Genomic DNA, 21,346 nt, shown 5'->3' on the forward strand with positions numbered 1-21,346 from the left:
CTGGCGACAAATGGGTTAGCCGTCTGGCGAATAGGCAGAAGCATTGCCAACGAAGCTCTTAAAGCGCACTCGCGCTTCCTCTTCGCTCGCCAGCCGCCGGGCACGGTCCATTGTCTCGGCGCGATATTGTGCGGCCATCAGCTGTTGCACTTGCAGGGATTGTTTGATGGCGAGTCCGGAGAGCTCATTGCCGGCTTGACTAGCTTGAAGATTGCCGACAGCAGTCCGAGATCGGGATAGTAAGGTTGCCAGATGGTCGCTATCGGTCACCGCAGACTCAGAGACTTGTGCCTGCAGGGACGCTGAGCGTTTATAGGCGTTGAGTGCTTCGCTCCAGCGAACTTGTGCGTTTTGCAGGGCCTCATCGCCCGAGAGTGTCGCCGCGAACTCTTCGGGGAATAGCTCTCGCATCGCCTGATCCGTCTCCTGGACTTCCAGCCGGATCGCGTCAGCCTGATCCAGCAGCGCATTGATCTCGTTGAGCGCTGTTGCAAGTTCCGGGGATAGGGTATCTGTTAATTGTCTCAGATTGAGATCCATATTGACCAGCATCTCAGCTTCGTTCCTGAGTTGGTCAACCTGCTGGTTGATCTCGATCAGGGTTTGTGAGGCGGTGAGAATGTTCTGTACATAGTTCAGAGCATCGAACACCGGCCAGCCGCCAGCTTGGCTGGGAAGTGGCGTCGTCACAAACAGGCTGAGGCTGATGGCGGCGATGCAGCTTGTCCGTTTTAACGCTGATAAATTATGTCTCATGGATGTCTCCTTCACTGTTGAGGGTAGAATTGGAGGTAGGTGAGGATTCAGTCGGCTCGTTAGGCTCGAAGCTTGGCAAGAGATTGGCAGCCCATGGGTGGCCTTTGGCGTGCAGCCACTGGGCCGCAAAACTCGTCTGCTCGTTGGGATCAGAAGTCTGTGCCGAAAGTATCCGGTCAATCAGTTTTTGATCCTCGGGTGATCCGGCGGCGCAGAGCGCCAGGGCGACAGGACCGAGGCCCAGCTCGAACAGCCGGTTGCCGCGACTTGATTGGTAATAATAATCGCGCTTCGGGACTGATTGGGCGATTAACGGAATTTGCCGGTCATTCAGGCCGAAGCGTTCATAGATCGCCCGCGATTGTGGCTCAATGGCGCGGTCATTGGGCAGGAAGAGGCGGCTGGGACAGCTTTCGATCAGGGCGGGCGCGATGGAAGATTGCTCGATATCTGCAAGAGACTGAGTTGCGAAGACGACGGAAACGTTTTTCTTGCGCAAAGTCTTGAGCCAGTCACGGATGCGGTCGGCAAAAAGTGGATCATCCAGAAAGACCCATGCCTCATCGATGATAAGCAGGGTTGGCCGGCCTTTAAAACGCGCTTCAAGCTTGTGAAACAAATAGGTGAGGACCGGCAGCATCAGCCGCTTGTGCTGCATCAGTTCTTCCATCTCGAAATGCTGCACATCGGCCCCGCCGAGATCGTCCTCGGTGGCATCTAACATGCGACCGAAGGCGCCCTGTAAGGTATAGGGCTGCAGTGCCTGCCGCAATTGAGTGGATTGCAGCAGCATTGACAGGCCGGTGAGAGTCCGTTCCCGCTTCGGCGCAGACGCCAGGCTTTGGATTGCCGTCCAGAGCGCATCCTTGATAGAAGGATTGAGGGTGATACCCTCATTGACCAGCAGGCCGCAGAGCCAGTCAAGCGCGAAAGCCTGCTCGGCGCCTCTTTCGATAGTGGCAAGGGGTTGAAAGGCGAGGGCGCCGTCCAGGGCCAGATTAAAAGAACTGCCGCCCATGGCCAGCACGGCAGCCCGGGCCGAATTGCCCTTATCGAAGACAAAGACTTGCGATCCTGCGTAGCGGCGAAACTGCAAGGCCATCAAGGAGAGCAGGACAGATTTGCCGGAGCCTGTGGGGCCGACAATCAATGTATGGCCGACATCGCCGACATGCAGATCGAGGCGGAACGGCGTGGCGCCGCGCGTCTTGGCGGTGATCAGGGCGGCACCGTCTAAATGCGCGTTCTTCTCCGGTCCTGCCCAGACAGCGGAGACCGGCATCATATGGATAAGATTGAGAGTATGAATGATCGGCTGACGGACATTGGCATAGACATTACCGGGCAAAGTGCCAAGCCACGCTTCGACGGCATTGATGGTTTCTCGGATGGTGACAAAGCCGCGACCGTTGATCACACGCTCAATGCTACGAAGATGCGCTTCAGCCGTATGCGCGACTTTATGTGAAACGACTAAAGTCGTGGTGACATAGCCGAAGGCAACATCGTCGGCGCCGAGCTCTTGCAAAGCCATGTCCGCATCATTCGCCTTGTTGTCGGCATCGGAATCGACAAGTGCCGCCTCCTGATTGAACATCACCTCGCGCAGGATCGCCGTAATCGACTTGCGTTTTGAAAACCATTGCCGCCGCAGGGTTGTGAGTTGCTTGGCCGCGAGCGGCTTATCGAGACTGATCCAGCGGGTGCTCCAGCGATAGGCGAAGCCGAGATCATTGAGCTCATCAAGAATACCCGGCGTCGTCACATTGGGAAACCCGAGCACCGCCAGAGTACGAAGATGGGTATCGCCGAGCATCGGTTCCAGACCGCCCTGGAACGGCGTATCGGGCAGGATGGCATCGAGATAGACGGGGCATTCCGGAACGGCGACGGGATGAGATTTGGTTGAAATGCATTGATGCAAGAAGCTCAACGTCTCGGCATCGTCCAGGATTTGTACGTCGGGTAGGATCTGGGCCAGAAGATCAATGGCGCGGTTCGTCTCGCTGATAAAGCTTGCCAGATGATCACGGTAATCGATGCGTTTTTTGGATTTGTCGCTCGCCTCAAAAAGCAGGCTTTCGCTGCGATTAACCCGGTCTTCAGGGGGCAGGAACAGCAAGGTCAGATGGTAGCGGCTCTCATAATGGGTATCGTCCTGATTGAGATCAAATTCACGTTCCTGATCGACCAGCCAGGACGCCGCATCCGCAAAATTGCGGGCAGGGTAAGGCTCAGAAGAGACACGGGTCGCGTCAAAGAACAACGACCAGCCGGAACCGAAACGGCGGAGGATATTGTTTATCCGGGCGGAGACGGCGACAAGCTCGGCTTCGGTGGCGCTTTCCAGGTCCGGGCCGCGATAGCGGACACTCCGCTGGAAGGAGCCATCCTTATTGAGAACAACACCCGGCGCCACCAACGCGGCCCAGGGTAGATAGTCGGCAAGCCGATCCGGTTTTTTGCGATATTCGGTGAGGTTCAGCACGGCATTCCCCTCACACAGATAAATCGGTTTTATGGCGGATATGACGGGCGAGGACCTGGGCGAACGCCGGGTCTTTACGGGTCGCCCAGACAGCCACCATATGGGCGATGAACCAGAGCAATATCCCGACCAGCCACAGCCGCAGACCCAATCCCACCGCAGCGGCCAGGGTCCCGTTGAGAATGGTGAGAGCGCGTGGCGCGCCCGCCAGCAGAATAGGTTCTGTGAGCGACCGGTGCAGCGGGACTTCAAAGCCAGGTGTTTTTGACGAGGATTGGGGGAGCATTATAGTTGTTCCTTGAGTATCTTACGCGGCCGCCATCAGAGCGCCGCCGCCAAAAGAGAAGAAGGAAAGAAAAAAGCTTGTGGCGGCAAAGGCAATAGAGAGCCCGAAGACGATCTGGATCAGCCGCCGAAACCCGCCCGAGGTGTCGCCAAAGGCCAGACTGAGGCCAGTGATGATGATGACAATGACGGCAATGATCTTGGCGACCGGCCCTTCGATTGATTGCAGGATCTGCTCAAGCGGTGCCTCCCAGGGCATACCGGACCCCGCCGCTTGGGCAGGAAGGGCGTAGAATGCCGACAGGGCAATTGTTGTAATTGTACCAGTCGCTTTTTGGTGAAAGGTTTTGAGGGATGGATGGATTGAGGGTCGCATAGGCTTTCCTTTTGGTTTGTGGGGTTAAACGACGGTGAGTAGGGTGGATGCGAGAGGTGTGAGTTGATACTCACCCTCCTTGGTGATCCCGATGAGTTTGGAAAGGGTTCGGACTTTACGGGCCGCCCCGCGCCCCTCGATAAAGACGATCACATCGATAGCATCGGCGATAAAATGCCGCGGGACGGTGACGACCGCTTCCTGGATAAGCTGCTCAAGCCGATAGAGCCCGGCCCGATCGGAGTTGGCATGAAGGGTGGTAATGCCGCCGGGATGACCCGTATTCCAGGCTTTCAGCATCTCTAAGGCTTCCGCCCCTCGTACTTCACCGACAATAATCCTGTCGGGACGGAGGCGAAGGGTCGAGCGCACCAGGTCTTTGAGACTGGCAATATTGGGTTTGGTGCGAAGCGCCACCAGATCTTCTGCAGCACATTGCAACTCGCGTGTATCTTCCAGGATGACTATCCGATCACCCGTATGAGCGACTTCGGACAGCAATGCATTGACGAGTGTTGTTTTACCGGACGAGGTGCCGCCGACGATGATGATATTTTGCCGTTCCGTAACAGCGTCCGACAAGGCCTTTGCCTGCACTGGCGTCATGATGCCGGCATCGACATAATCTATGAGCTCAAAGATCTTTTTGGCTGGCTTGCGAATGGCAAAGCAGGGTGCGGCCGATACTGGTGGCAGGATCCCTTCAAACCGTTCGCCGGTATGAGGGAGCTCCGCTGAAATAATCGGAGCCGTATCATGGACCTCTCCCCGCATATGCGCGGCGACCAGACGGATGATGCGTTCGGTCTCCGCGGGCTTGATCACCGACTCCATATCAATACGCCCCGCGCCGACGCGATCGGTCCAGAGCCGACCGTCCGGATTGACCATGACTTCGATGACAGCGTCGTCCTTCAGGGCGGCTGTGATTTGCGGGCCGAAGGCGGTGAGCAGCATTTGCTGGCGACGCCCGGTTGCTTCCAAAGCCAGCTTGTCCTGGGTATCGAGATCGAAATGAGGTTCAGACTTATCCATCGACATCTTCTTCAAATAAGTCCTCGTCAAATATCAAGTCATCGGAGCCAAGCTCCTCCCGATCGAAGCCTTCCGGCTCAAGCTCTTCCAGCTCGAGATCCGCGAGGTCGAGATCTTCAAGGTCAAAATCGGCGATGTCGTCGGTTGGGTCCTCGTCGTCCGCAAAGACAACAGGGCGCAGGGGCGGAAGCGTGTCGTCTGCAAGCTTAGCAACACTGTCATCTGCACCCGCTGTTGGCGTCGGGTGTTTCTTAACGTCTGGATGAGTAGCAAAGAGATCTGGCTCATCTGCGCCAAGCGCCTCGGCCACGTCTTTCGCGAGGGATTTGTCGCCGGTCAGTCTTCTGCCGACTTGCGCAATAAAGACCTCAAAGCGTTCCCGGCCAATGGCATGGGCCGAGGCTTGATCGCTTGCGGGCAAGGGTGGGGTGATGGTCAGGAAATAGCGGATGAAGAGCGCGAGGCTCTCAAGATCGATGGATTGATTACGATCCAGCCGGTCGAGGGCCTTTGACATATGATCCAGGCGCCGAATAAAGGCGGTGCTCATCTCCTGATCTCGTTCGGGATTGAAAAACTTGTCGAGCGCATCATTGACAATGCGGGATTTGTTGGTCCCGGGCCGCTTCGAGATTAAGGTCAATTGCGCCGCGATGTGATCGTCGAGATAAATGTTAAGACGAGGCTTCATGGCTTAAAACTCCTGCAGCAGGTCGAGTTGCTTCTCGCCATTATTGAGGGCATGGGCGCGCTGTATGGTTTGGGAGCGGGATTGAGATTGATTGCTGGCATCTGCTTGCACCGACGATGTATCAAAATCATCGTCCAGCAGGGCGAGATCTGTGGCGGGTATTGTGTCCGGCATTGCCCCGACCTCATCAAAGAGGGTTGACTGCTGCTTTAAGCCGCCTTCGTCATCGCTGGCGCTTGTGGCCTGTGAGGAGAAGATCTGCCGGTGGAGCTTGCGGCTTACATGGTGTCTCTCACCAATCCAATCATCGGGGTGAGGGTCGGGCGCATCTGCATAAGGGCCCGCTTCGATGAGCTCAGGCGCCGGCAGGCATCGCGCCGTAAAATTCTCGTCTTCAAAATAACGGAGTTTGCGGGCCCGGATTGGCGGCGTACCAGAGAGAAACACGAGCGCCTCATCAGCTGGCAATTGCATTACCTCGCCGGGGGTCAGCAAGGGCCGGGCCGTTTCCTGGCGGGAAACCATGACATGAGCGAGCCAGGGCGCGAGTCGATGGCCGGCATAGTTCTTCTGTGCGCGGAGTTCAGTAGCCGTGCCAAGGCTGTCGGAGAGGCGTTTTGCCGTGCGGTCATCGTTGGTGGCGAAGGCAACGCGGACATGGGCGTTGTCCAAAATCGAATTGTTCGGGCCATAGGCCTTCTCGATCTGATTTAACGACTGCGCGATCAGATAGGCGCGAATGCCGTAACCCGCCATAAAGGCCATGGCGGTCTCGAAGAAGTCCAGCCGTCCCAGCGCCGGAAACTCATCGAGCATCATCAGGAGGGGATGATTGGGCACGTTATCGTTACCTGTAGTTTGATCCGTGTTAGGAAGTTTCTCTGTCAGACGCCGACCGATCTGATTGAGAATAAGCCGGATCAGCGGCTTGGTTCTGGAGATGTCGGAGGGCGGGATGACCAGATACAGCGAGACAGGGCGGGTAGCGGATTTGAGATCCTCTATCCGCCAGTCACAGCGTGAGGTCGTTTTGGCGATGATTGGATCGCGGTAAATCTCGAGAAACGACATGGCCGTGGAGACAACACCGGAGAGCTCGTTCTCTGATTTATTCAACATCTCACGAGCGATCGATGCGACCTCGGGATGCACCTTGGGGGCCTGTTTGGTACCGAGATGATTGGTGGTCATCATGATGCGAAGGGTTGCGCCAAGGGTGCGCTTGGGATTGGCGAGGACCGTTGCGACATGGGCCAATGTCTTGACGGGTTCCGCATAGAGGACATGCAGGATGGCGCCAGTCAGCAGTGAATGGCCGGTCTTCTCCCAGTGATTGCGCTTCTCGATGGAGCCCTCGGGATCGACGAGAATATCGGCAATATTCTGGACATCACGTACTTCATGCGGGCCTTTGCGCACCTCCAGCAGAGGATTGTAATTAGCCGAGCGCGGATCTGTTGGATTGAACAACAGGCAATGAGAGAATTGCGATCGCCAGCCAGCGGTAATTTGCCAGTTCTCGCCCTTGATATCATGGATCACGGCCGACCCGGTCCAGGTCAGTAAGGTCGGTATTACAAGACCAACGCCTTTGCCGGATCGGGTCGGGGCAAAGGCCAGGACATGTTCGGAGCCGTCATGGCGGAGATAGGAATTGTTGGATTTACCAAGGAAGACGCCGGTATCTCCCAACAATCCGGAGGCTCTAATATCTTTGTTGGTCGCCCATTCGGCCGAGCCATAGGTCGTTACATGTTTGGCTTGGCGGGCGCGCCAGAGGGATCCGGCGATAGCGGTTGCTGTTCCAAGCAGTCCGCCGCCAGCTGCCAGGGTGCCGGCGCGGCGGAATACGTCTGGCGCATAAGCTTCATAGGCGTACCACCATTCGAACAGGCGCCAGGGGTAGTAGATGGATGTGTCTGCGATGACGAACCAGGGCTCGCCCAAGCCAGGTTGATAGCCGAGCTTGTAGGCCACCCATTGGGTTGAGGCCCATAAGGTACCAACTATCGTACTGATGACGATGGTGGCCTGGCCGACGAGAAGGGTGGTTGGATTCATAGGATGCGAGCCGTTTGATCATGGTGAAAGACAGCTCGATGAAGCCTTTAGCTCGGTCAGTACGCAAGGAATTTTTATGAACATAAAACGGTGTTAGATAAATGGTATCAATGTGTTGAAGTATATATCAATCGCCCGAAAAGCGCCGCTACTCCGGGCCATTTGATCACGTTTTGTTGAGAGGGTGGGTGAGTATGGATTGGCGAGACCAGACAAAAAAACTAATTGTATTCTGCTTCTGATTTTACTCGGTTTGGAGTTCCCGTTGAGAACCAAGATTCGACTTGGAAAGAGTTCGGCTCAATATATTGGCGGAAAGAAATGCAAATTTTTTTCTGTGCATCGGAACCGTATGAATCATATCAAGCCGGTGATGAAAAAATAGGGATAGACGCCACTATACATCCGAAGGATGACGTCTTATCCCCTATATAAAATAGAAAAAATCGATTGCTAGTCGCATAATATCGCAGCTTGACAAAACAACCTTTAAGAGTAACACTGTACAATTATTAAAGGTTTTACAAGATTTTGCGCCGACTGTTTATCTTTCCATGGCAGCAATGATTGAGGAAATAATGTCCGTATTGGCTATTCCTGAAAACTCACAATTGCTGCTGGTAAATCCGGTGCCGAGTTATCTAAATCAGCTTGATGACGAGCTCGCCGGGCAGATGTTGGAACAATTTCTACGACTTTCATCTGCTGCGGATCAGGCACGTGTGCCAAGATATTTTGCCGTTTCACAGGATATTGATAAACGAGAAGCTTGGTTGTCGATACCCTGCGAAAAGAATAAACCACGGGTGTTTCATTTTGGCCATGACAGGCCTGTCTGGTCGAATGCTGATTTGATACGGGCGATGCTACAGGAAGATCGTGAGCAGCTCTTCATCTGTGGTTTTTGGTTGGATGATGTCGTCGCTGCTGCGGCACTGGAAGCGCAGTCCCTCGGTTTCAATACACATGTGATCGTCGATTTGAGTTTGTCGTTTAATCCTCAGACACGTCAGACGTCCTTTGATCGCTTCAGCCAGTTCGGCATTGTTCCAATTGCGTTGCAGAACCTTCTCTATGAGTGGATGGTCAAAACGGAAGATGACGGTTGCCGGAAAGACTTGGAAACATTCTGGAAGGAACAAAAGCGCCTTGACAGAACACCCATTTGTGACCGACTGAACGGATCTGATTAGATAGTATTGGGGACAGTCATGAGCATATACCTCGCCTTTAAAGCAGTTTTACAGACAGCTTTCTATAAATAGAAAATTTTCTCAAGAACTCTATACTGAGATAGAAGTAGGTCTCAAATTCAGCTGATACAGAAGTGGGGCGCTGTTTGGGTTAAAAACCCCGAAACCTCGGGCAATAACTATGTTTCTCTTGCTATTGCAGCAACGGAATTTGATCCCTAAAAATCTACGCAAATCACGGAAATGCCTAGACAGTATGGCGAGAACATTTTTACCGTCATCTGGAACCCATGTGATTACCTGCAAAAAGTGCTGAACAGCAAACCCGTGCATCGATTGATATGAGGGTTAATTCAATCGAAATTCTATTATTTGTTGAATATAAATACCTAATATACTACATTTTATAGCTCACCAATTTCTTGAGTACTGATAAGAATAAACTTCTTCTTGGACAGCAGTGATGGGGGAAAAAGGAGCGGATTTTGTCGCTGCCTTTGGTAAAACGGCAAGCGATTATGCGTATACCGACTGCCTAACGGATACTGACTGGGCTTGGGAGTTTCTGCGGCTTAGTCCGGCTTATAGGAATGACTATATCGAAAGCTACGCAAAGCTTACGAGAGGAATTATCCATCCATCTGGCATCAAGATTTACCGAGCTCGGGGGCGTCACGATAAGGCGAGAAGATGGGGACTTTCTGCCTTCACGGAACCAGGTCTCAATGCGCAAGAGACACATGTTTTTTGGTCGCAGGACACCCTAAGCTATTCCGTTTTAGCCGCGTCGTCACGCGTGCCAGCACCACGAAAAGAATCTGATTTTGATTTATTCCAAGATAAGAACTGTTGTGCAATCCTCTGCGACGACCACTACCAAAAGATCATTTTAAGATCGCGTAATGCGGCCCTTGATATGAAACTTGTGGGCGCAAATGTATTGTTCTCGCCGGTCATATTGCAATTCCACCTGGATGGCTTTGCCAAAATTAGTAGCGGGACCAAGGCCCTAATCTGGACCCGAAATGCTCTGAAATCGCAACTTACTGGTGATAAAAAGGCGTTGACCAGAACAGCGAAAATGCATCGCAAGAAATGCCTTATCGCGCTGAAATGTTACTTGAAAGGCGCGTCGCTTCGAGACATTGGCAATGTCTTTCGCGCCTACGGGTTGACCCGGCTATCCTGGTCATCAAGCGGTGATGAAGCCCTTAAAAAACAAGTCTGGCGGTGCCGCAACATGGGCCTGAAACTTATGCAGGGTGGATACAAAAAGTTTCTCTGAATAATCCAGGACGCATTTTAAGATTCAATCTTCGTCACTCCTCAAACACGAAAATCATCGTCAATCTTCTTTCCGCAACTCGAAACCATGAATACTCGGATAAGGAAACGGACATGCAATTCGAAGATAAAGCGCTATCAAATCCTCAATTTCTGAATACCAAACAGGCCGCCGACTTTCTTGGATTAAAGCCCAACACGCTAGCCAAGATGCGGGTCTATGGCAATGGTCCGAAGTATCGAAAACACGGCTTTCGTGTTCTCTATTCTCTCGACGAACTGAATGCGTGGTCAGAGGCGTCAAGCCGTTCATCGACGTCAGAAATACCGGATGAATGACTATCTATCTGCCCGCCCAAAACCATATATTTTGCTCTGTTTGATGGTGCTGGGCATCTTTCTGATTATTGTTTCAGGTCCAGAAGTCCTACCAAAAAAACTAATCTGGAACGCCTCTTCTAGTATTCCAATCGGATTGTATATTGTTGAGAAACGGATGCCGGTTCGGGGTGATATTGTGCTTGTAAATCTCCCAAAATGGGTGCGAATAATGGCCGATCAAAGGGGCTATTTGCCATCCAATGTGCCGGCCCTGAAGCGTGTTTCGGCACTCTCGGGCGACACGGTTTGTCGGTTTGGCGGCACGATCTTTGTCAATGGAAGTGTAAAAGCCAAGGCTAGATCACTAGATGATCTTGCTCGCAATATGCCTGTTTGGAGTGGATGCAAGTTACTCGGTGAAGGTCAGGTTTTTCTGCTTGCTGATCATCCGAGTTCGTTTGATGGTCGGTATTTCGGTGTGACTGAGGTGGCTGATATTCTGGGCGTCGCGAAGCCGATCTGGATCAGCCTGAATTGAGATAATGGTAGAATTAAGATGGATGAGGATGGGGGAGGTCAGAAATACGGGAGGGCAAGATAAAAGGACAGGTGCTGGGGGAGGCGTAAATGCCTGATTTCGTTTGCTTCATTTGGTGCCACATGCGGATTAGCAGCACTACTCTTCATCCAAGTCTTTGATGTCGTTTAGGGGTTTTAGCACTATCTTGGAAATAGTGAGTACCTTCCCAATGTTCAGTTTATGTGACACTGATCAGGAGATGCAAGATGGCCGCAGACGACTTCCAACCGATACTCGGGCGTGTTCGATCTTCGTCTGGAGCTAAAAGCCAGCGGTACCTCATTCGTGTGGTCCGGAGTATGAAGCGGGCGGGCCATTCCAGATCTGGCAGGAGTCGTTCTTCTTTCTCTGGGAGCCGATCTGGCCGAGGATATTCTGCAGCGGCTGCTCAATATGCTCAGTCGTTGCAGCCTGGTCGCCGGCGTGTCATCATCAAGGCACGGTTCACTCGGTTCAGGAATGGTGATATTGGCTCCGCTCGCGCGCATCTTCGATATATCCAACGAGACGGAGTGACGCGGGAAGGAGAACCGGGCGAGCTCTATGGGCCAGAAACAGACCACGCCGATGGCAAAGCCTTTCTGTCAGAAGCAGAAGGGGACCGGCATCAGTTCCGTTTTATCGTAGCGCCGGAAGACAGCGCCCAGATGGAGGATCTCAAGCCCTTCGTCCGTGACCTGATGAGTCAGGCTGAAAAGGATTTGGGCACGAAACTCGACTGGGTGGCAGTAGATCATTTCAATACTGGCCATCCGCACACCCATATCATTGTTCGAGGTAAAGACGATCTGGGCAATGATTTGGTGATTGCGCGGGAATATCTTTCGCATGGGTTAAGGGAACGGGCACGCGATCTCGTCACTTTTGAACTAGGGCCAGAGACCCAATATGAAGTTGATCAGAAGATAGCCCGGGAAGTTCAGTCGGAGCGATTTACACGGACTGATCGTTCGATACTGCGGGATACAGATCGGGGTATCTTGACGATTTCTTCTTCTCCTAAACAAGATCAGCAATACCTGACGCACCGCATGGGGCGTCTGCGAAAACTGGAAAACATGGGCTTGGCTGAAGAGCTGAAACCAGGTGTTTGGAAGATCGCAGAGCGAACCGAGAATACTCTTCGGCAATTGGGTGAGCGCGGCGACATCATGAAGACCATGCAGCGTGTTTTGAAAGAGGCAAGCATTGATCGTGGTGCTTCAAATTATTTGGTTTTCGATGCCACAAAAGCCGCTCAAAAAATCACGGGCAAGATCGTTGCGATCGGCCTCTCAAATGAATTGCAAGATCAACACTATATCGTAGTCGATGGCACTGACGGAACACTGCACTACGCTGAGATAGGACGGCTCAGCAAATATGATCCGCCTAGCAAGGATATGGTGGTGACTTTGCGGGGAAGCGATGGCGAGAATCGACTGGCTCAATCGATGAAACTACCAGCCCGCATTTTCATCGAATCCCATGTGCCGTTTCGTGAGTTGGTGAATGCTGAAGGAGCAACTTGGTTGGATCGAGAACTGCTTTCCAAACAACCGGAAACATTTCGGGAAAAGGGCTTTGGCGCTGAAGCCAATCAGGCCCTGAAACTGCGGCAAAGATGGTTAGTTCAAGAGGGCCTAATGATCGAGCAAGATGGGCGTATGATTGTTCAGCGGCGAATGCTTAGCGAACTCATGAGGCGCGAGGTGTCGAAGATGGGAAGTGAATTGGCTGCGAAGTTAGATATGAGCCAAGTAAGTTCTTCGGAGCTAGGTGCAGCCACTGCAAAAATCATTCGCTCAGTTCGGCTGGCATCTGGCAGGTTTGCGTTAATGCAAAATGGCAAAGAGTTTGCGCTCGTTCCTTGGAGGCAGGCAATGCAAAGGTACAAAGCCAAGGGCTTTGGCATCGAGGCTCGCAGTGGTATGTCAAGGTAGCCTGCATTGGGTGAAATTTCCGTTCTGGCGCGAGGTGAATACCATATAAGTATAAAAGGCGCGATTTGATCTGACAGCGCTGCTTTCCAGCGAACTGGATCAGCTGTAACCGCGAGAAAATTAGAGGTGGAAAAAAGTATAGAAATGTCTTATGTAATGAACTGGTAGCGCTTATACGTTCATTATATGAGACAGATATGAAGTCGAATGCACCCAATACTCTGCCGCGAGCAGCTCGTTCAGCCCTTGTCAAGCTTGGCGAGGATATTGTTGTTGCGCGCAAAAAAAGACGGATTTCTACGGTATCGATGGCGGAACGAGCGTTCATCAGCCGCGGCACGCTCTATAAAGTGGAAAGAGGTGATCCAACTGTATCAATGGGTATTTACGCGACGGTTCTTAGCATATTGGGTCTGATTGAGGGACTAGGACAAGCGGCCGACCGTCGCGAAGATACGCTTGGACTTGATATCGAAGAAGATCGGCTGCCGAAGAAAATCGTGACGTCTCGATCAAAAGCGGGGCGGCTATGACAGATACACTCGAAATTTATCTCGACCATGAAGGCGAGACTCGTTTGGTGGGTCACTGTCGTTATGTAGCGAAGCGAAGAAGCCAGAGTTCGGTATTTTCCTATTCGCCTGAGTGGCTGACAACTGAAAAAGCATTCGCCCTCGATCCACAAAACCTGCCATTGCAAGATCGACCTGTCTATACCAACTCCAAAAAGTCTGCATTACCTGGAGCGCTTCGAGATACAGCTCCGGATAGATGGGGCCAACAATTAGTGAGGCGGGCCTTCCGCAAGGCTGGCGAAGAGCGAACGCTTTCAGAAATTGACTTCCTGTTGGCGATTACAGACCGGACTCGAATAGGAGCATTGCGGTATAAAAGGCCAGAGGAAGACACGTTCGATCATGATATTGGACAGTATCGTGTGCCGCCTCTCATCAACCTGCCGGCATTGGTCAATGCGGCAGATGCAGTCCAAACGAATTCTGAAACTGCCGAAGACCTAAAACTATTACTCAATGAAGGATCTCCACTCGGCGGTGCCCGCCCGAAATCGGCTGTTGAAGACAGCGATGGCACTTTGGCAATTGCGAAATTTCCAAAGCAAGACGATGACCGAAGCATCTCACATGGTGAGGTGTTAGCTATGATTTTGGCACGCAATGCTGGGATCAACGTTGCTGATGCACGTTTAGTAGATGTGGCTGGGAGATCTGTGGCGTTGATCAAACGGTTTGATCGGGATGGCGAACGCCGCATCCCTTTCCTCTCGGCTATGAGTTTGTTGGGACTCAACGACGGGGATGAAGCAACCTACACCGACATTGCTGAAGTGATCCGGATGCACTCAAGCGCACCAACGGAAGATCTGCATGAACTATGGCGCCGGGTAGTGTTCAATGTTCTTGTCAGCAATCTGGACGACCATCTCCGTAATCACGGGTTCCTCTATGATTGTGAAGGCAAGTGGCGCCTTTCACCTGCTTATGATTTGAATCCGGTTCCGTTAGAAGAAAAAGCACGAGAACTCAGCACATGGATATCGGAAGAAGGCCCGGACGCTGATCTTGGCTTGGCTATGAATGCTGCACCTTTCTTTGCGCTCAATAAGAAACAGGCTGCTGAAATCATTGACGACGTGAACACAGCAGTAGCTGCTTGGCGGAATACAGCAAAACAAATCGGTATGAGCGCGGCTGATACGGCGGTCTATGCATCAGCTTTTGAGTATGGCTCATAATACGAAAAAGATCGGCAATAACGACATCATAGGTGAACGGGGCGTAACGGCCGTCCGGTCGCTAGTTTTGGAAATGGGGTTTGTATTATACGAAACGGGTGGGGTAGAAGCGGGCATTGATGGTTTCATTGAAATCAGAGACAAGGAATCAGGTGAAGTTTCTAATCTGATCTTGCAAGTGCAATGCAAGGCGACAGAACGGAAGCTGCCCGCAGATTCGGATACAGAATTTTAATGGCCTTGCCGTGAAAAGGATATCGCCTATTGGCGTGGCGTGGCGTGGCGTGGCGGGACGGGACGGCACCAGTGCTTTTGATCGTTATCAGCCTAAGCGACAATCTAGTTTAATGGAAATCGATCAGAGACTATTTTTCAAACGATGCAGTACTAGCGTCAAACAAGATCGTATTCGATAAATCTGAGGATCTACTTACTAAGGAATCAGGTCCTCAACTCATGGCTGTTGCACAAAGCATCAGGCCTGGAACCGTTGCTCCGCCGGTCTCAACCGTCTATCTGTGTCTTCCTGCAAGCCGAATAGGACTTTGTAGCCGCTGGCTCCGCATATTCATCAATCAATTGCTTGATGCCATGGAGCGGGAAAAAACAAAGCCTAAAGCACCTGTTTTACTTTGTCTCGATGAGTTTCCGGTTCTCGGATATATGAGCCAGCTTGAAAATGCTGCGGGGCAGATAGCCTCCTTTGATGTAAAGCTTTGGATAATTATCCAGGATTGGGGACAGGGAAAGGCGCTCTATAAGGAGCGCTGGGAGTCTTTTGTTGCCAATGCAGGCATCCTGCAATTCTTCGGAAATAATGATCTGGAGACGACCGAATACATCTCGAAGCGCCTCGGAAAAACTCTCATTGGCGCGACCAGAGACGGTGTGTCAACGCCGGAGTAAAAATACACCAGTGGCCGGAGCAAAAGTACACCACTGTGGCGGCGTGGAAACAGTCCCCTTGATGTGACGCAGAACTCGGTGTTGCGGGTTGTCCCGGTAGTCCATAGGAGGGACCCGCGCTGCTTCGTGTAGCGCTTTAGCGTTACGCGGAGCGAAGGAGCGCGGGAGGTGCCTGTGGGCCCACCGGGTCAACCATGGTCTCGATCGTTAGTCACTTTTTGGGGGTTTTCGCCGTTTTTGACTTTGATTGAGACGGTAACTATCGCCGTTCATCTCCAGGATATGAACGTGGTGGGTGAGGCGGTCGAGCAATGCCCCCGTCAGGCGTTCGGAGCCGAACACTTCGGTCCACTCGTCGAAGGGAAGATTGCTAGTCAGCAGTGTGGAGCCACGCTCATAACGCTGACTGAACACCTCAAACAGAAGTTCAGCGCCGGTTTTGCTGAGCGGCACGAAGCCGAGTTCGTCGATGATCAGCAATTGGTATTTTGCCAGCTGCTTCTGGAAGCGAAGCAGGCGCTTCTCGTCCCTGGCCTCCATCAACTCGTGAACCAGCGCCGCCGCCGTGATAAAGCCAACGCTGAGGCCTTTCTGACAGGCGGCAAGGCCGAGACCGAGGGCTATATGCGTTTTGCCAGTGCCTGAGTTGCCGAGCGCGATGACGTTCTCGCGCCGCTCGATATATTCACATCGCGCCAGTTCCAGGACCATCATCTTGTTGAGTGATGGTATGGCCTTGAAGTCGAAGGCATCTAAGCTTTTGACGGCAGGGAACCTGGCCAGCCTGATCCGCCGTTCGACCATACGGCGTTCTCGGTCAATCAACTCCAGCTCGGTCAGACGAACAAGATAGCGTACATGGTCAACATCCTCGGCGGCGCATTGACGGGCCAATTTGTCGTATTCCCTGCGGAAGGTGGGCAGCCTGAGGGCTTTCAGGTGATGAGCCAGCAAAAGCTGCGGTGTATCGGTCATGATGCTACTACCATTACATCCAAGTCAGACCTGTCGGCCTTCCCCGTCTCTTGCAACAGGTTCATGTAATTGGCCGCCGAGGTCGTCGTCACCCGCGCCCGTGGCAGATAAGGGTAAATGTCCAGATTGAGCTTTGGTGGACGCCGCTCTATACGGCACAGCACCAGATGTTTGATGGCGTCATAGCTAATTGCGCTCATGCGCAAGGCATCCTTCACCGCGCCATGAAGGTCATCGAGTTTAAAGGTTTCCAGGAGCCTCAAGACCTGCACGTACTCCCGCTTGCCGGACTTGCCCATGCGGGACTCAAGAAGGCGGCGCAAGGTTACGAACACCTCTGGTAGGTCCCAGCCGACCAACGGTGCAGCCTGATCCAGAGCGCCAACCTTCTGTTCCAGTAAAGGCAGATAGTGGATTGGATTAAAGATCAGATCTTCGCGATCATAGGAACGGGTGTGCCGAGCGACCTCCTCACTTCCACAGCCAATGATGACCTCGTGGACATAGCCACGGATCCAGACTTCCTGATGACCGAAGGCGACGGGCACCGAGTAATCATTGGTTCTATACCGCACCAGGGACAGGGAACTGACCCGCGTCGCCTGCTTGTCACAGGCATCAAACGGAGTTGCGGGCAATGCCGTCAGCAATGCCTGATCACGGACAAACCGCTCGCCGATACTCTCGCGGTGGCCGCGCAAAACATCACGTTGTCGCTTGCGACATTGCTCTTCCAAGTGCCTGTTGAAGGCATCCCAACTGGCAAAACGAGGGCGAGGCGTCATAAAGTTCCGCCGAGCGTAACCAACGACACCCTCCACATTGCCCTTGTCATTGCCTTTGCCGGGACGGCCATAACGATCCTCAAAAAGGTAATGGGACTGAAGCCCACTGAACGCCCGCGTTCGTTGCCGCGACCCATCTCTCAGAATGCGAGCAACAAGGCACTTGTCGTTGTCGTACAGGATTGATTGCGGGACGCCGCCAAAGAAGGCAAAGGCCTTGTTGTGCCCGTCCAGCCACGCCTCCGTCGTCGCCGCTGGGTAGGCGGAAACGAAGCAGGCATCGCTGTGAGGAAGGGTCATGACAAAGTAATGAGCCCGATACTCAATACCGGCGATGACCGCATCCGCCTCGCCAAAATCAGCTTGGGCGTGACCCGCAGGATGGGTCAGCGGTACGAACATCTCGCGCTGGCGCTGGCGTGCCGCAAAAACATAATCCTTCACGATCGTGATGCCGCCAGTAAAACCGTACTCATCGCGAAGGCGCTCAAAAATCCGCTTCGAGGTATGCCGCTGCTTCTTCAGGCGTTTGGTATCGTCCTCAAGGATCTGGTCGATAAGACCAACAAAGGGATCAAGCTTGGGACGGGTCGGTGTCTTCTTGCGGCGATAACCGGGGGCACTGAAAATGCCAACATCTTATCGACCGTCCGCCGATCAATCCCGAAGTTCCGTGCTGCTTTGCGGCGGCTCATACCTTGAATAATTACCGCATACCGTACGCGTCCATAGAGTTCCACTTGCTTCATCCCCGCCCTCTGCAAAAGCAGAAAGCTTACCACTGGCGGGTTTTTACTCCGGCCAACAACCAGACTATCCGGCCGCTTCAGTGGTGGATTATTGCTCCGGCGGTCTCATGACTATGCGCCGGAAGAAAACCGCCTGCATGACTTTGAAGTTAGAAGGGCCGCTCAGAAAGGCAAAGTGGTTTCAAAACTGCCCATCTACGGCGAGTCCTTTCACCTGTCTTTTGAGTACATGGGACAGCGCAATGATGTGATGACGATCTATGGCCAGAAAGTTGCTCTCGCGGTTCTCGCAAGGCTTAGAGCCTGCGATCAAGTCCTCAATAACCAGGCAAGCGTAGGCGACGGTTTTGCGACGCGGCCTGAAGATCAATGGGCCGACCAGCCTGGCGACATTCCCGAAAACTGATCGCGCAATGAAAGGAAAAAATCATGCAGTATTCTGAATCTGGAATTGCAGAACTAATGGGACTTCTTGTTTTGCTGGTCATCGGAATGCCTTTTTGCATCGCAACGCCTTATGCGCTTGGCTATTTGCTGGGTCTTGAATATGAGGCCGAACTGGTCAAGCACTGGATTCTTGCCCTTGATACCTGGCTCCGTATTCTCTGCCTTGCCGGTGTCGGTCTCGTCGGCTTTTTTATCCTTCTCATTGTCTGCATTATAATTTATCAGGCCGGAAAACGACTCCTCTTTGCCTTATTGGCCTTCACCGAATGGGTAATTGCGGCAACGCTGAGAACAGTTGAAGCAATGCTGGAACTTATCAGTTCAATCTTAAAAGGATTGATCTGGTTCTTACTCCAACCTTTCCGTCTGATCGGCGAGTTTGTCGCGGACAAGTTTATTGCCGCGAGAACGAGCATCGGGCAGTGGAAGGCCGAGCAGCAAGCCCTGCGAGCCCTTTATCGCGATGAATATAGTGATGACTTTTCGAGCTTTCGAGCCTTCAAACGTTATTGGTCGGCGCTACAGCGTGGGGAGGAACCTCCTTATCCAGGCAAAGAGGAAAAAGCGAAAGCAGAGCCTAAACCTAAGCCAAAAGCCGATCTTTACAGCCTGGCGCTAAAGGAACTGGGGCTTTCAGAGCCTTTTACCAAAGCCGCGTTTAAGGCGCGTTACCGGAGGCGTATGAAGGAAGTTCATCCGGACATTACCGGCAGCAACGGAGCTGCGACGCGTCTCAATGCCGCAATAGAATTGATTAAGAAGAGAAAGGGATGGTCATGAAAAAACTATCAGATAGTACCAAAGCCCTGACCACAAAAACCGGACAATCCGGCGTGGCAAATAAAAAGGACTTTCAATCGACGATGGCCGCATTGCGCAAGGCCAGTGGCAAACCGGAATATGTTCTTATTCCAATGTGCTGCGCGGTTCATGACCGGCCTTATGTGATTATCTATTCCCGCGTTGATCCGTCAATGAAGTTTAAGATTACAAAGATCGTGAACGAAGCTAGCGATATAAAATCACAAGGGAAAGGATTGATTGCAAAGCATTTAGAGGGCAAGTCGCAAGCTGCCAGAAGCTATGACATTGCGGAATTCGATAGCGCCGGACGTTATTGTCCGTGGTGCCAGGACAACGGAGATGTTGTGCATTGTGCTGACTGTAAAGAAACTTATTGCAGTGGCACCACAAAGCGCCTTGGCGATGGTTCGGCTTTATACAAGTGTGTGCCCCGATGCGGAAGCAGCGGCATGCTCAAGGATTACAGCAAGTTGCATGGCAATAAGGGAAAAGCAATGAAAGGCGGCGTAAAGCAAAAAATGCTGCCTTCGACTTACAGGCCTGCCTTATCTGGCCAGATGGATAGATTAGGGCTTCCCAAAAAATAGACCACTATGGGCGGGAGTATTGCAGATCGCAATGATCCCGCCAAATTTTCCTGTGCCCCGTTATCAGGCAAAGAGATCATTTTGATAAGCAAGCAGTTCATCAATCCAGACCCGATGGGAAAGGTGATGCAAAAGATGGCAATATTTTAAACTGAGCGACGTGTGAACAGACAGGCATTTAGATGGATTGTCGTTTTCTTCTACTTCGCGGCGCAAAACCGATAATTGCCGCGCTGCTTTTCTGTAACTGACCAGATCCGAGCGGATATCATGCAGGGCTTGCTCTTTAAGCTCCCGCAAGGCTTCGGAGCGTTGTGGTTCGGATTTCCGGTCTGCCGCTCTGATTTCTTCTTCACGATATCCTTTAAAATCACGGCGCTCTGCTTCTGCAAGTATCGCCTTCGGACTCTGGACGGCACCGCCAAGTAGATAATACCAAGGATGGCCGCAATTGTAGTCGTGATATGTAACTGCCATGATCGCCCCCTATCTGCACGCATAGATTAGGTGGCAGCTGTCGATCTCGATTTTCGAGAAATCTACAGAAAGATCGCGGGCTATGGCGTCATAATCGATATAGAATTGCAGGTGAGCGGGAATTTCTCCATAATGACCTTCATCGACAAACTCTTGTGCGAGATCGCGCATCGTGTCGCATTCGTAAATATCAACGTCAAATTGGTCGGAATCGTCCTTTTCAGGATCAAAGCTGTAACCGCATTCGCCGACGGCTATTATGAAACAGCGCTTTTTGTGTTCGTCCCATTCGTCGCACGCATCAAGAAAAGCACCGATATTATTCTGATATAGTCCCCACGCTTTTCCAAGCTGGGCATCGATCATATCACCGTCGATAAATTCGATTTCAAATTCTTCAACGGGATCGCCGTAAGCATTGCGCTTCTTGCCTGCCTTTTCGTGGTAGTCTTGGGTACTGTCAAAATAAAATCCGGTTGCTGATAAATCATATGGATTTGCAAATAATGTCGTCATCTTCTTACTTCCTTCTCTTTCACTCCTCAATGGGAGTGGGTTGCACATGCAACCCTGGTGCTTCGCCGAGAAGGGGGTAGAAAACTTCAATTAAAAATCAGACGGGATGGTGCGGGCGCAGGCCCTTGCCGAGCCACGGTCCCTCTTATTTTTGTTGAAGTGCGCGAGGGTGAAACCCTTAGTAGAAAACCCCGTTAGTGATCGTCACCCGTAAAAGGCCGAGATTACAGGCTCGGCGCGCGCAGCGCACGGGCCGAAGGCAACGGCTAAAACCCCTTAAAATCAAGAACAATACTTTTTTGTCTTGCCCGGGATCAGCCCTATCCATCGCTATTTAACTGTATAAAAATACCTA

Annotated in this window: 22 protein-coding genes and 1 pseudogene; 12 read left to right on the forward strand and 11 right to left on the reverse strand. The window is 52.2% G+C overall.

The genetic code is table 11. From position 1 onward, the window contains the following. Positions 1-15: 15 nt before the first annotated feature. From trbJ to AACZ19_RS17265, 7 genes are all read right to left on the reverse strand, one after another. On the reverse strand, positions 16-756 hold the full coding sequence (trbJ, locus tag AACZ19_RS17235; RefSeq protein WP_339635753.1) for a P-type conjugative transfer protein TrbJ: 741 nt from the start codon (positions 754-756) through the stop codon (positions 16-18). Then, positions 746-3,244 carry a conjugal transfer protein TrbE gene (gene trbE / locus AACZ19_RS17240; protein ID WP_339635754.1) on the reverse strand — a complete coding sequence of 833 codons (2,499 nt, stop codon included), beginning with the start codon at positions 3,242-3,244 and terminating at the stop codon, positions 746-748. Before trbE ends, trbJ begins: the two co-directional genes overlap by 11 nt. Positions 3,245-3,254: 10 nt before the next feature. Then, the gene (locus AACZ19_RS17245) at positions 3,255-3,530 is read right to left on the reverse strand and encodes a VirB3 family type IV secretion system protein (protein WP_339635755.1); all 276 of its coding nucleotides are present in this window, start codon (positions 3,528-3,530) and stop codon (positions 3,255-3,257) included. A 21-nt stretch (positions 3,531-3,551) separates the two neighbouring features. Further along, positions 3,552-3,905 carry a TrbC/VirB2 family protein gene (locus AACZ19_RS17250; protein ID WP_339635756.1) on the reverse strand — a complete coding sequence of 118 codons (354 nt, stop codon included), beginning with the start codon at positions 3,903-3,905 and terminating at the stop codon, positions 3,552-3,554. Between the two features lie 24 nt (positions 3,906-3,929). Continuing rightward, the gene (trbB, locus tag AACZ19_RS17255) at positions 3,930-4,862 is read right to left on the reverse strand and encodes a P-type conjugative transfer ATPase TrbB (protein WP_339635810.1); all 933 of its coding nucleotides are present in this window, start codon (positions 4,860-4,862) and stop codon (positions 3,930-3,932) included. A 70-nt stretch (positions 4,863-4,932) separates the two neighbouring features. Then, complete coding sequence (locus tag AACZ19_RS17260; RefSeq protein WP_339635757.1) at positions 4,933-5,631, reverse strand: hypothetical protein; 699 nt, start codon at positions 5,629-5,631, stop codon at positions 4,933-4,935. Positions 5,632-5,634: 3 nt separating this feature from the next. Then, positions 5,635-7,692 carry a conjugal transfer protein TraG gene (locus AACZ19_RS17265; protein ID WP_339635758.1) on the reverse strand — a complete coding sequence of 686 codons (2,058 nt, stop codon included), beginning with the start codon at positions 7,690-7,692 and terminating at the stop codon, positions 5,635-5,637. Between the two features lie 587 nt (positions 7,693-8,279). On the opposite strand from AACZ19_RS17265, the gene AACZ19_RS17270 reads away from it, so the two are divergent. The 9 genes from AACZ19_RS17270 (at position 8,280) to AACZ19_RS17310 (ending at position 15,651) form a co-directional block, all read left to right on the forward strand. Continuing rightward, positions 8,280-8,885 carry an isochorismatase family protein gene (locus AACZ19_RS17270; RefSeq protein WP_339635759.1) on the forward strand — a complete coding sequence of 202 codons (606 nt, stop codon included), beginning with the start codon at positions 8,280-8,282 and terminating at the stop codon, positions 8,883-8,885. Between the two features lie 463 nt (positions 8,886-9,348). Continuing rightward, entirely contained in the window at positions 9,349-10,170 is an 822-nt protein-coding gene (locus AACZ19_RS17275) for a DUF2285 domain-containing protein (RefSeq protein ID WP_339635760.1), read from the forward strand. A gap of 113 nt (positions 10,171-10,283) precedes the next feature. After that, positions 10,284-10,508, forward strand: a complete 225-nt coding sequence (locus tag AACZ19_RS17280) for a helix-turn-helix domain-containing protein (protein ID WP_339635761.1) — start codon at positions 10,284-10,286, stop codon at positions 10,506-10,508. Continuing rightward, on the forward strand, positions 10,501-11,028 hold the full coding sequence (locus AACZ19_RS17285; RefSeq protein ID WP_339635762.1) for a S26 family signal peptidase: 528 nt from the start codon (positions 10,501-10,503) through the stop codon (positions 11,026-11,028). The genes AACZ19_RS17280 and AACZ19_RS17285 overlap by 8 nt, the downstream gene beginning before the upstream one ends. A 554-nt stretch (positions 11,029-11,582) precedes the next feature. After that, on the forward strand, positions 11,583-12,992 hold the full coding sequence (locus AACZ19_RS17290; RefSeq protein ID WP_339635763.1) for a DUF3363 domain-containing protein: 1,410 nt from the start codon (positions 11,583-11,585) through the stop codon (positions 12,990-12,992). Between the two features lie 197 nt (positions 12,993-13,189). Further along, the gene (locus tag AACZ19_RS17295; protein WP_339635764.1) at positions 13,190-13,525 is read left to right on the forward strand and encodes a helix-turn-helix transcriptional regulator; all 336 of its coding nucleotides are present in this window, start codon (positions 13,190-13,192) and stop codon (positions 13,523-13,525) included. Next, on the forward strand, positions 13,522-14,745 hold the full coding sequence (locus AACZ19_RS17300; protein WP_339635765.1) for a type II toxin-antitoxin system HipA family toxin: 1,224 nt from the start codon (positions 13,522-13,524) through the stop codon (positions 14,743-14,745). Before AACZ19_RS17295 ends, AACZ19_RS17300 begins: the two co-directional genes overlap by 4 nt. Beyond that, positions 14,717-14,980, forward strand: a complete 264-nt coding sequence (locus AACZ19_RS17305) for a DUF4365 domain-containing protein (RefSeq protein ID WP_339635766.1) — start codon at positions 14,717-14,719, stop codon at positions 14,978-14,980. Before AACZ19_RS17300 ends, AACZ19_RS17305 begins: the two co-directional genes overlap by 29 nt. Positions 14,981-15,201: 221 nt before the next feature. Then, positions 15,202-15,651 carry a type IV secretory system conjugative DNA transfer family protein gene (locus AACZ19_RS17310; protein ID WP_339635767.1) on the forward strand — a complete coding sequence of 150 codons (450 nt, stop codon included), beginning with the start codon at positions 15,202-15,204 and terminating at the stop codon, positions 15,649-15,651. Between the two features lie 207 nt (positions 15,652-15,858). Here AACZ19_RS17310 and istB read toward each other — a convergent pair whose 3' ends face one another. Next, entirely contained in the window at positions 15,859-16,626 is a 768-nt protein-coding gene (gene istB / locus AACZ19_RS17315; protein WP_339635768.1) for an IS21-like element helper ATPase IstB, read from the reverse strand. Beyond that, positions 16,623-18,160 (reverse strand): annotated as a pseudogene (gene istA / locus AACZ19_RS17320) (IS21 family transposase). The gene istB and the pseudogene istA overlap by 4 nt, the downstream one beginning before the upstream one ends. 91 nt (positions 18,161-18,251) lie before the next feature. Between istA and AACZ19_RS17325 the strand changes: the two are divergent. The 3 genes from AACZ19_RS17325 to AACZ19_RS17335 are packed head-to-tail and all read left to right on the forward strand — an operon-like array spanning position 18,252 to position 19,998. Continuing rightward, complete coding sequence (locus tag AACZ19_RS17325) at positions 18,252-18,566, forward strand: hypothetical protein (RefSeq protein WP_339635769.1); 315 nt, start codon at positions 18,252-18,254, stop codon at positions 18,564-18,566. A gap of 23 nt (positions 18,567-18,589) precedes the next feature. Beyond that, a complete protein-coding gene (locus AACZ19_RS17330; protein WP_339635770.1) occupies positions 18,590-19,387 on the forward strand; it encodes a J domain-containing protein in 798 nt (265 codons plus the stop codon). Then, positions 19,384-19,998 (forward strand): hypothetical protein, encoded by a 615-nt coding sequence (locus AACZ19_RS17335; protein ID WP_339635771.1) that lies wholly within the window; start codon positions 19,384-19,386, stop codon positions 19,996-19,998. Before AACZ19_RS17330 ends, AACZ19_RS17335 begins: the two co-directional genes overlap by 4 nt. Positions 19,999-20,061: 63 nt before the next feature. Here AACZ19_RS17335 and AACZ19_RS17340 read toward each other — a convergent pair whose 3' ends face one another. After that, the gene (locus AACZ19_RS17340; RefSeq protein WP_339635772.1) at positions 20,062-20,475 is read right to left on the reverse strand and encodes a hypothetical protein; all 414 of its coding nucleotides are present in this window, start codon (positions 20,473-20,475) and stop codon (positions 20,062-20,064) included. Positions 20,476-20,484: 9 nt separating this feature from the next. After that, positions 20,485-20,991 (reverse strand): antirestriction protein ArdA, encoded by a 507-nt coding sequence (locus tag AACZ19_RS17345; RefSeq protein WP_339635773.1) that lies wholly within the window; start codon positions 20,989-20,991, stop codon positions 20,485-20,487. Positions 20,992-21,346 lie beyond the last annotated feature (355 nt).

The organism is uncultured Sneathiella sp. (genome assembly GCF_963973085.1).
Lineage (GTDB): Bacteria > Pseudomonadota > Alphaproteobacteria > Sneathiellales > Sneathiellaceae > Sneathiella.

Coding starts and splice junctions, on each gene's coding strand:
- AACZ19_RS17275 (WP_339635760.1), top strand. CDS start 9,349: ATGGGGGAAAAAGGAGCGGATTTTGTCGCTGCCTTTGGTAAAACGGCA.
- AACZ19_RS17335 (WP_339635771.1), top strand. CDS start 19,384: ATGAAAAAACTATCAGATAGTACCAAAGCCCTGACCACAAAAACCGGA.
- AACZ19_RS17305 (WP_339635766.1), top strand. CDS start 14,717: ATGCATCAGCTTTTGAGTATGGCTCATAATACGAAAAAGATCGGCAAT.
- AACZ19_RS17295 (WP_339635764.1), top strand. CDS start 13,190: ATGAAGTCGAATGCACCCAATACTCTGCCGCGAGCAGCTCGTTCAGCC.
- AACZ19_RS17330 (WP_339635770.1), top strand. CDS start 18,590: ATGCAGTATTCTGAATCTGGAATTGCAGAACTAATGGGACTTCTTGTT.
- istB (WP_339635768.1), bottom strand. CDS start 16,626: ATGACCGATACACCGCAGCTTTTGCTGGCTCATCACCTGAAAGCCCTC.
- trbB (WP_339635810.1), bottom strand. CDS start 4,862: ATGCTGCTCACCGCCTTCGGCCCGCAAATCACAGCCGCCCTGAAGGAC.
- AACZ19_RS17245 (WP_339635755.1), bottom strand. CDS start 3,530: ATGCTCCCCCAATCCTCGTCAAAAACACCTGGCTTTGAAGTCCCGCTG.
- AACZ19_RS17265 (WP_339635758.1), bottom strand. CDS start 7,692: ATGAATCCAACCACCCTTCTCGTCGGCCAGGCCACCATCGTCATCAGT.
- AACZ19_RS17300 (WP_339635765.1), top strand. CDS start 13,522: ATGACAGATACACTCGAAATTTATCTCGACCATGAAGGCGAGACTCGT.
- AACZ19_RS17250 (WP_339635756.1), bottom strand. CDS start 3,905: ATGCGACCCTCAATCCATCCATCCCTCAAAACCTTTCACCAAAAAGCG.
- AACZ19_RS17280 (WP_339635761.1), top strand. CDS start 10,284: ATGCAATTCGAAGATAAAGCGCTATCAAATCCTCAATTTCTGAATACC.
- AACZ19_RS17285 (WP_339635762.1), top strand. CDS start 10,501: ATGAATGACTATCTATCTGCCCGCCCAAAACCATATATTTTGCTCTGT.
- AACZ19_RS17340 (WP_339635772.1), bottom strand. CDS start 20,475: ATGGCAGTTACATATCACGACTACAATTGCGGCCATCCTTGGTATTAT.
- AACZ19_RS17345 (WP_339635773.1), bottom strand. CDS start 20,991: ATGACGACATTATTTGCAAATCCATATGATTTATCAGCAACCGGATTT.
- AACZ19_RS17310 (WP_339635767.1), top strand. CDS start 15,202: ATGGCTGTTGCACAAAGCATCAGGCCTGGAACCGTTGCTCCGCCGGTC.
- trbJ (WP_339635753.1), bottom strand. CDS start 756: ATGAGACATAATTTATCAGCGTTAAAACGGACAAGCTGCATCGCCGCC.
- AACZ19_RS17260 (WP_339635757.1), bottom strand. CDS start 5,631: ATGAAGCCTCGTCTTAACATTTATCTCGACGATCACATCGCGGCGCAA.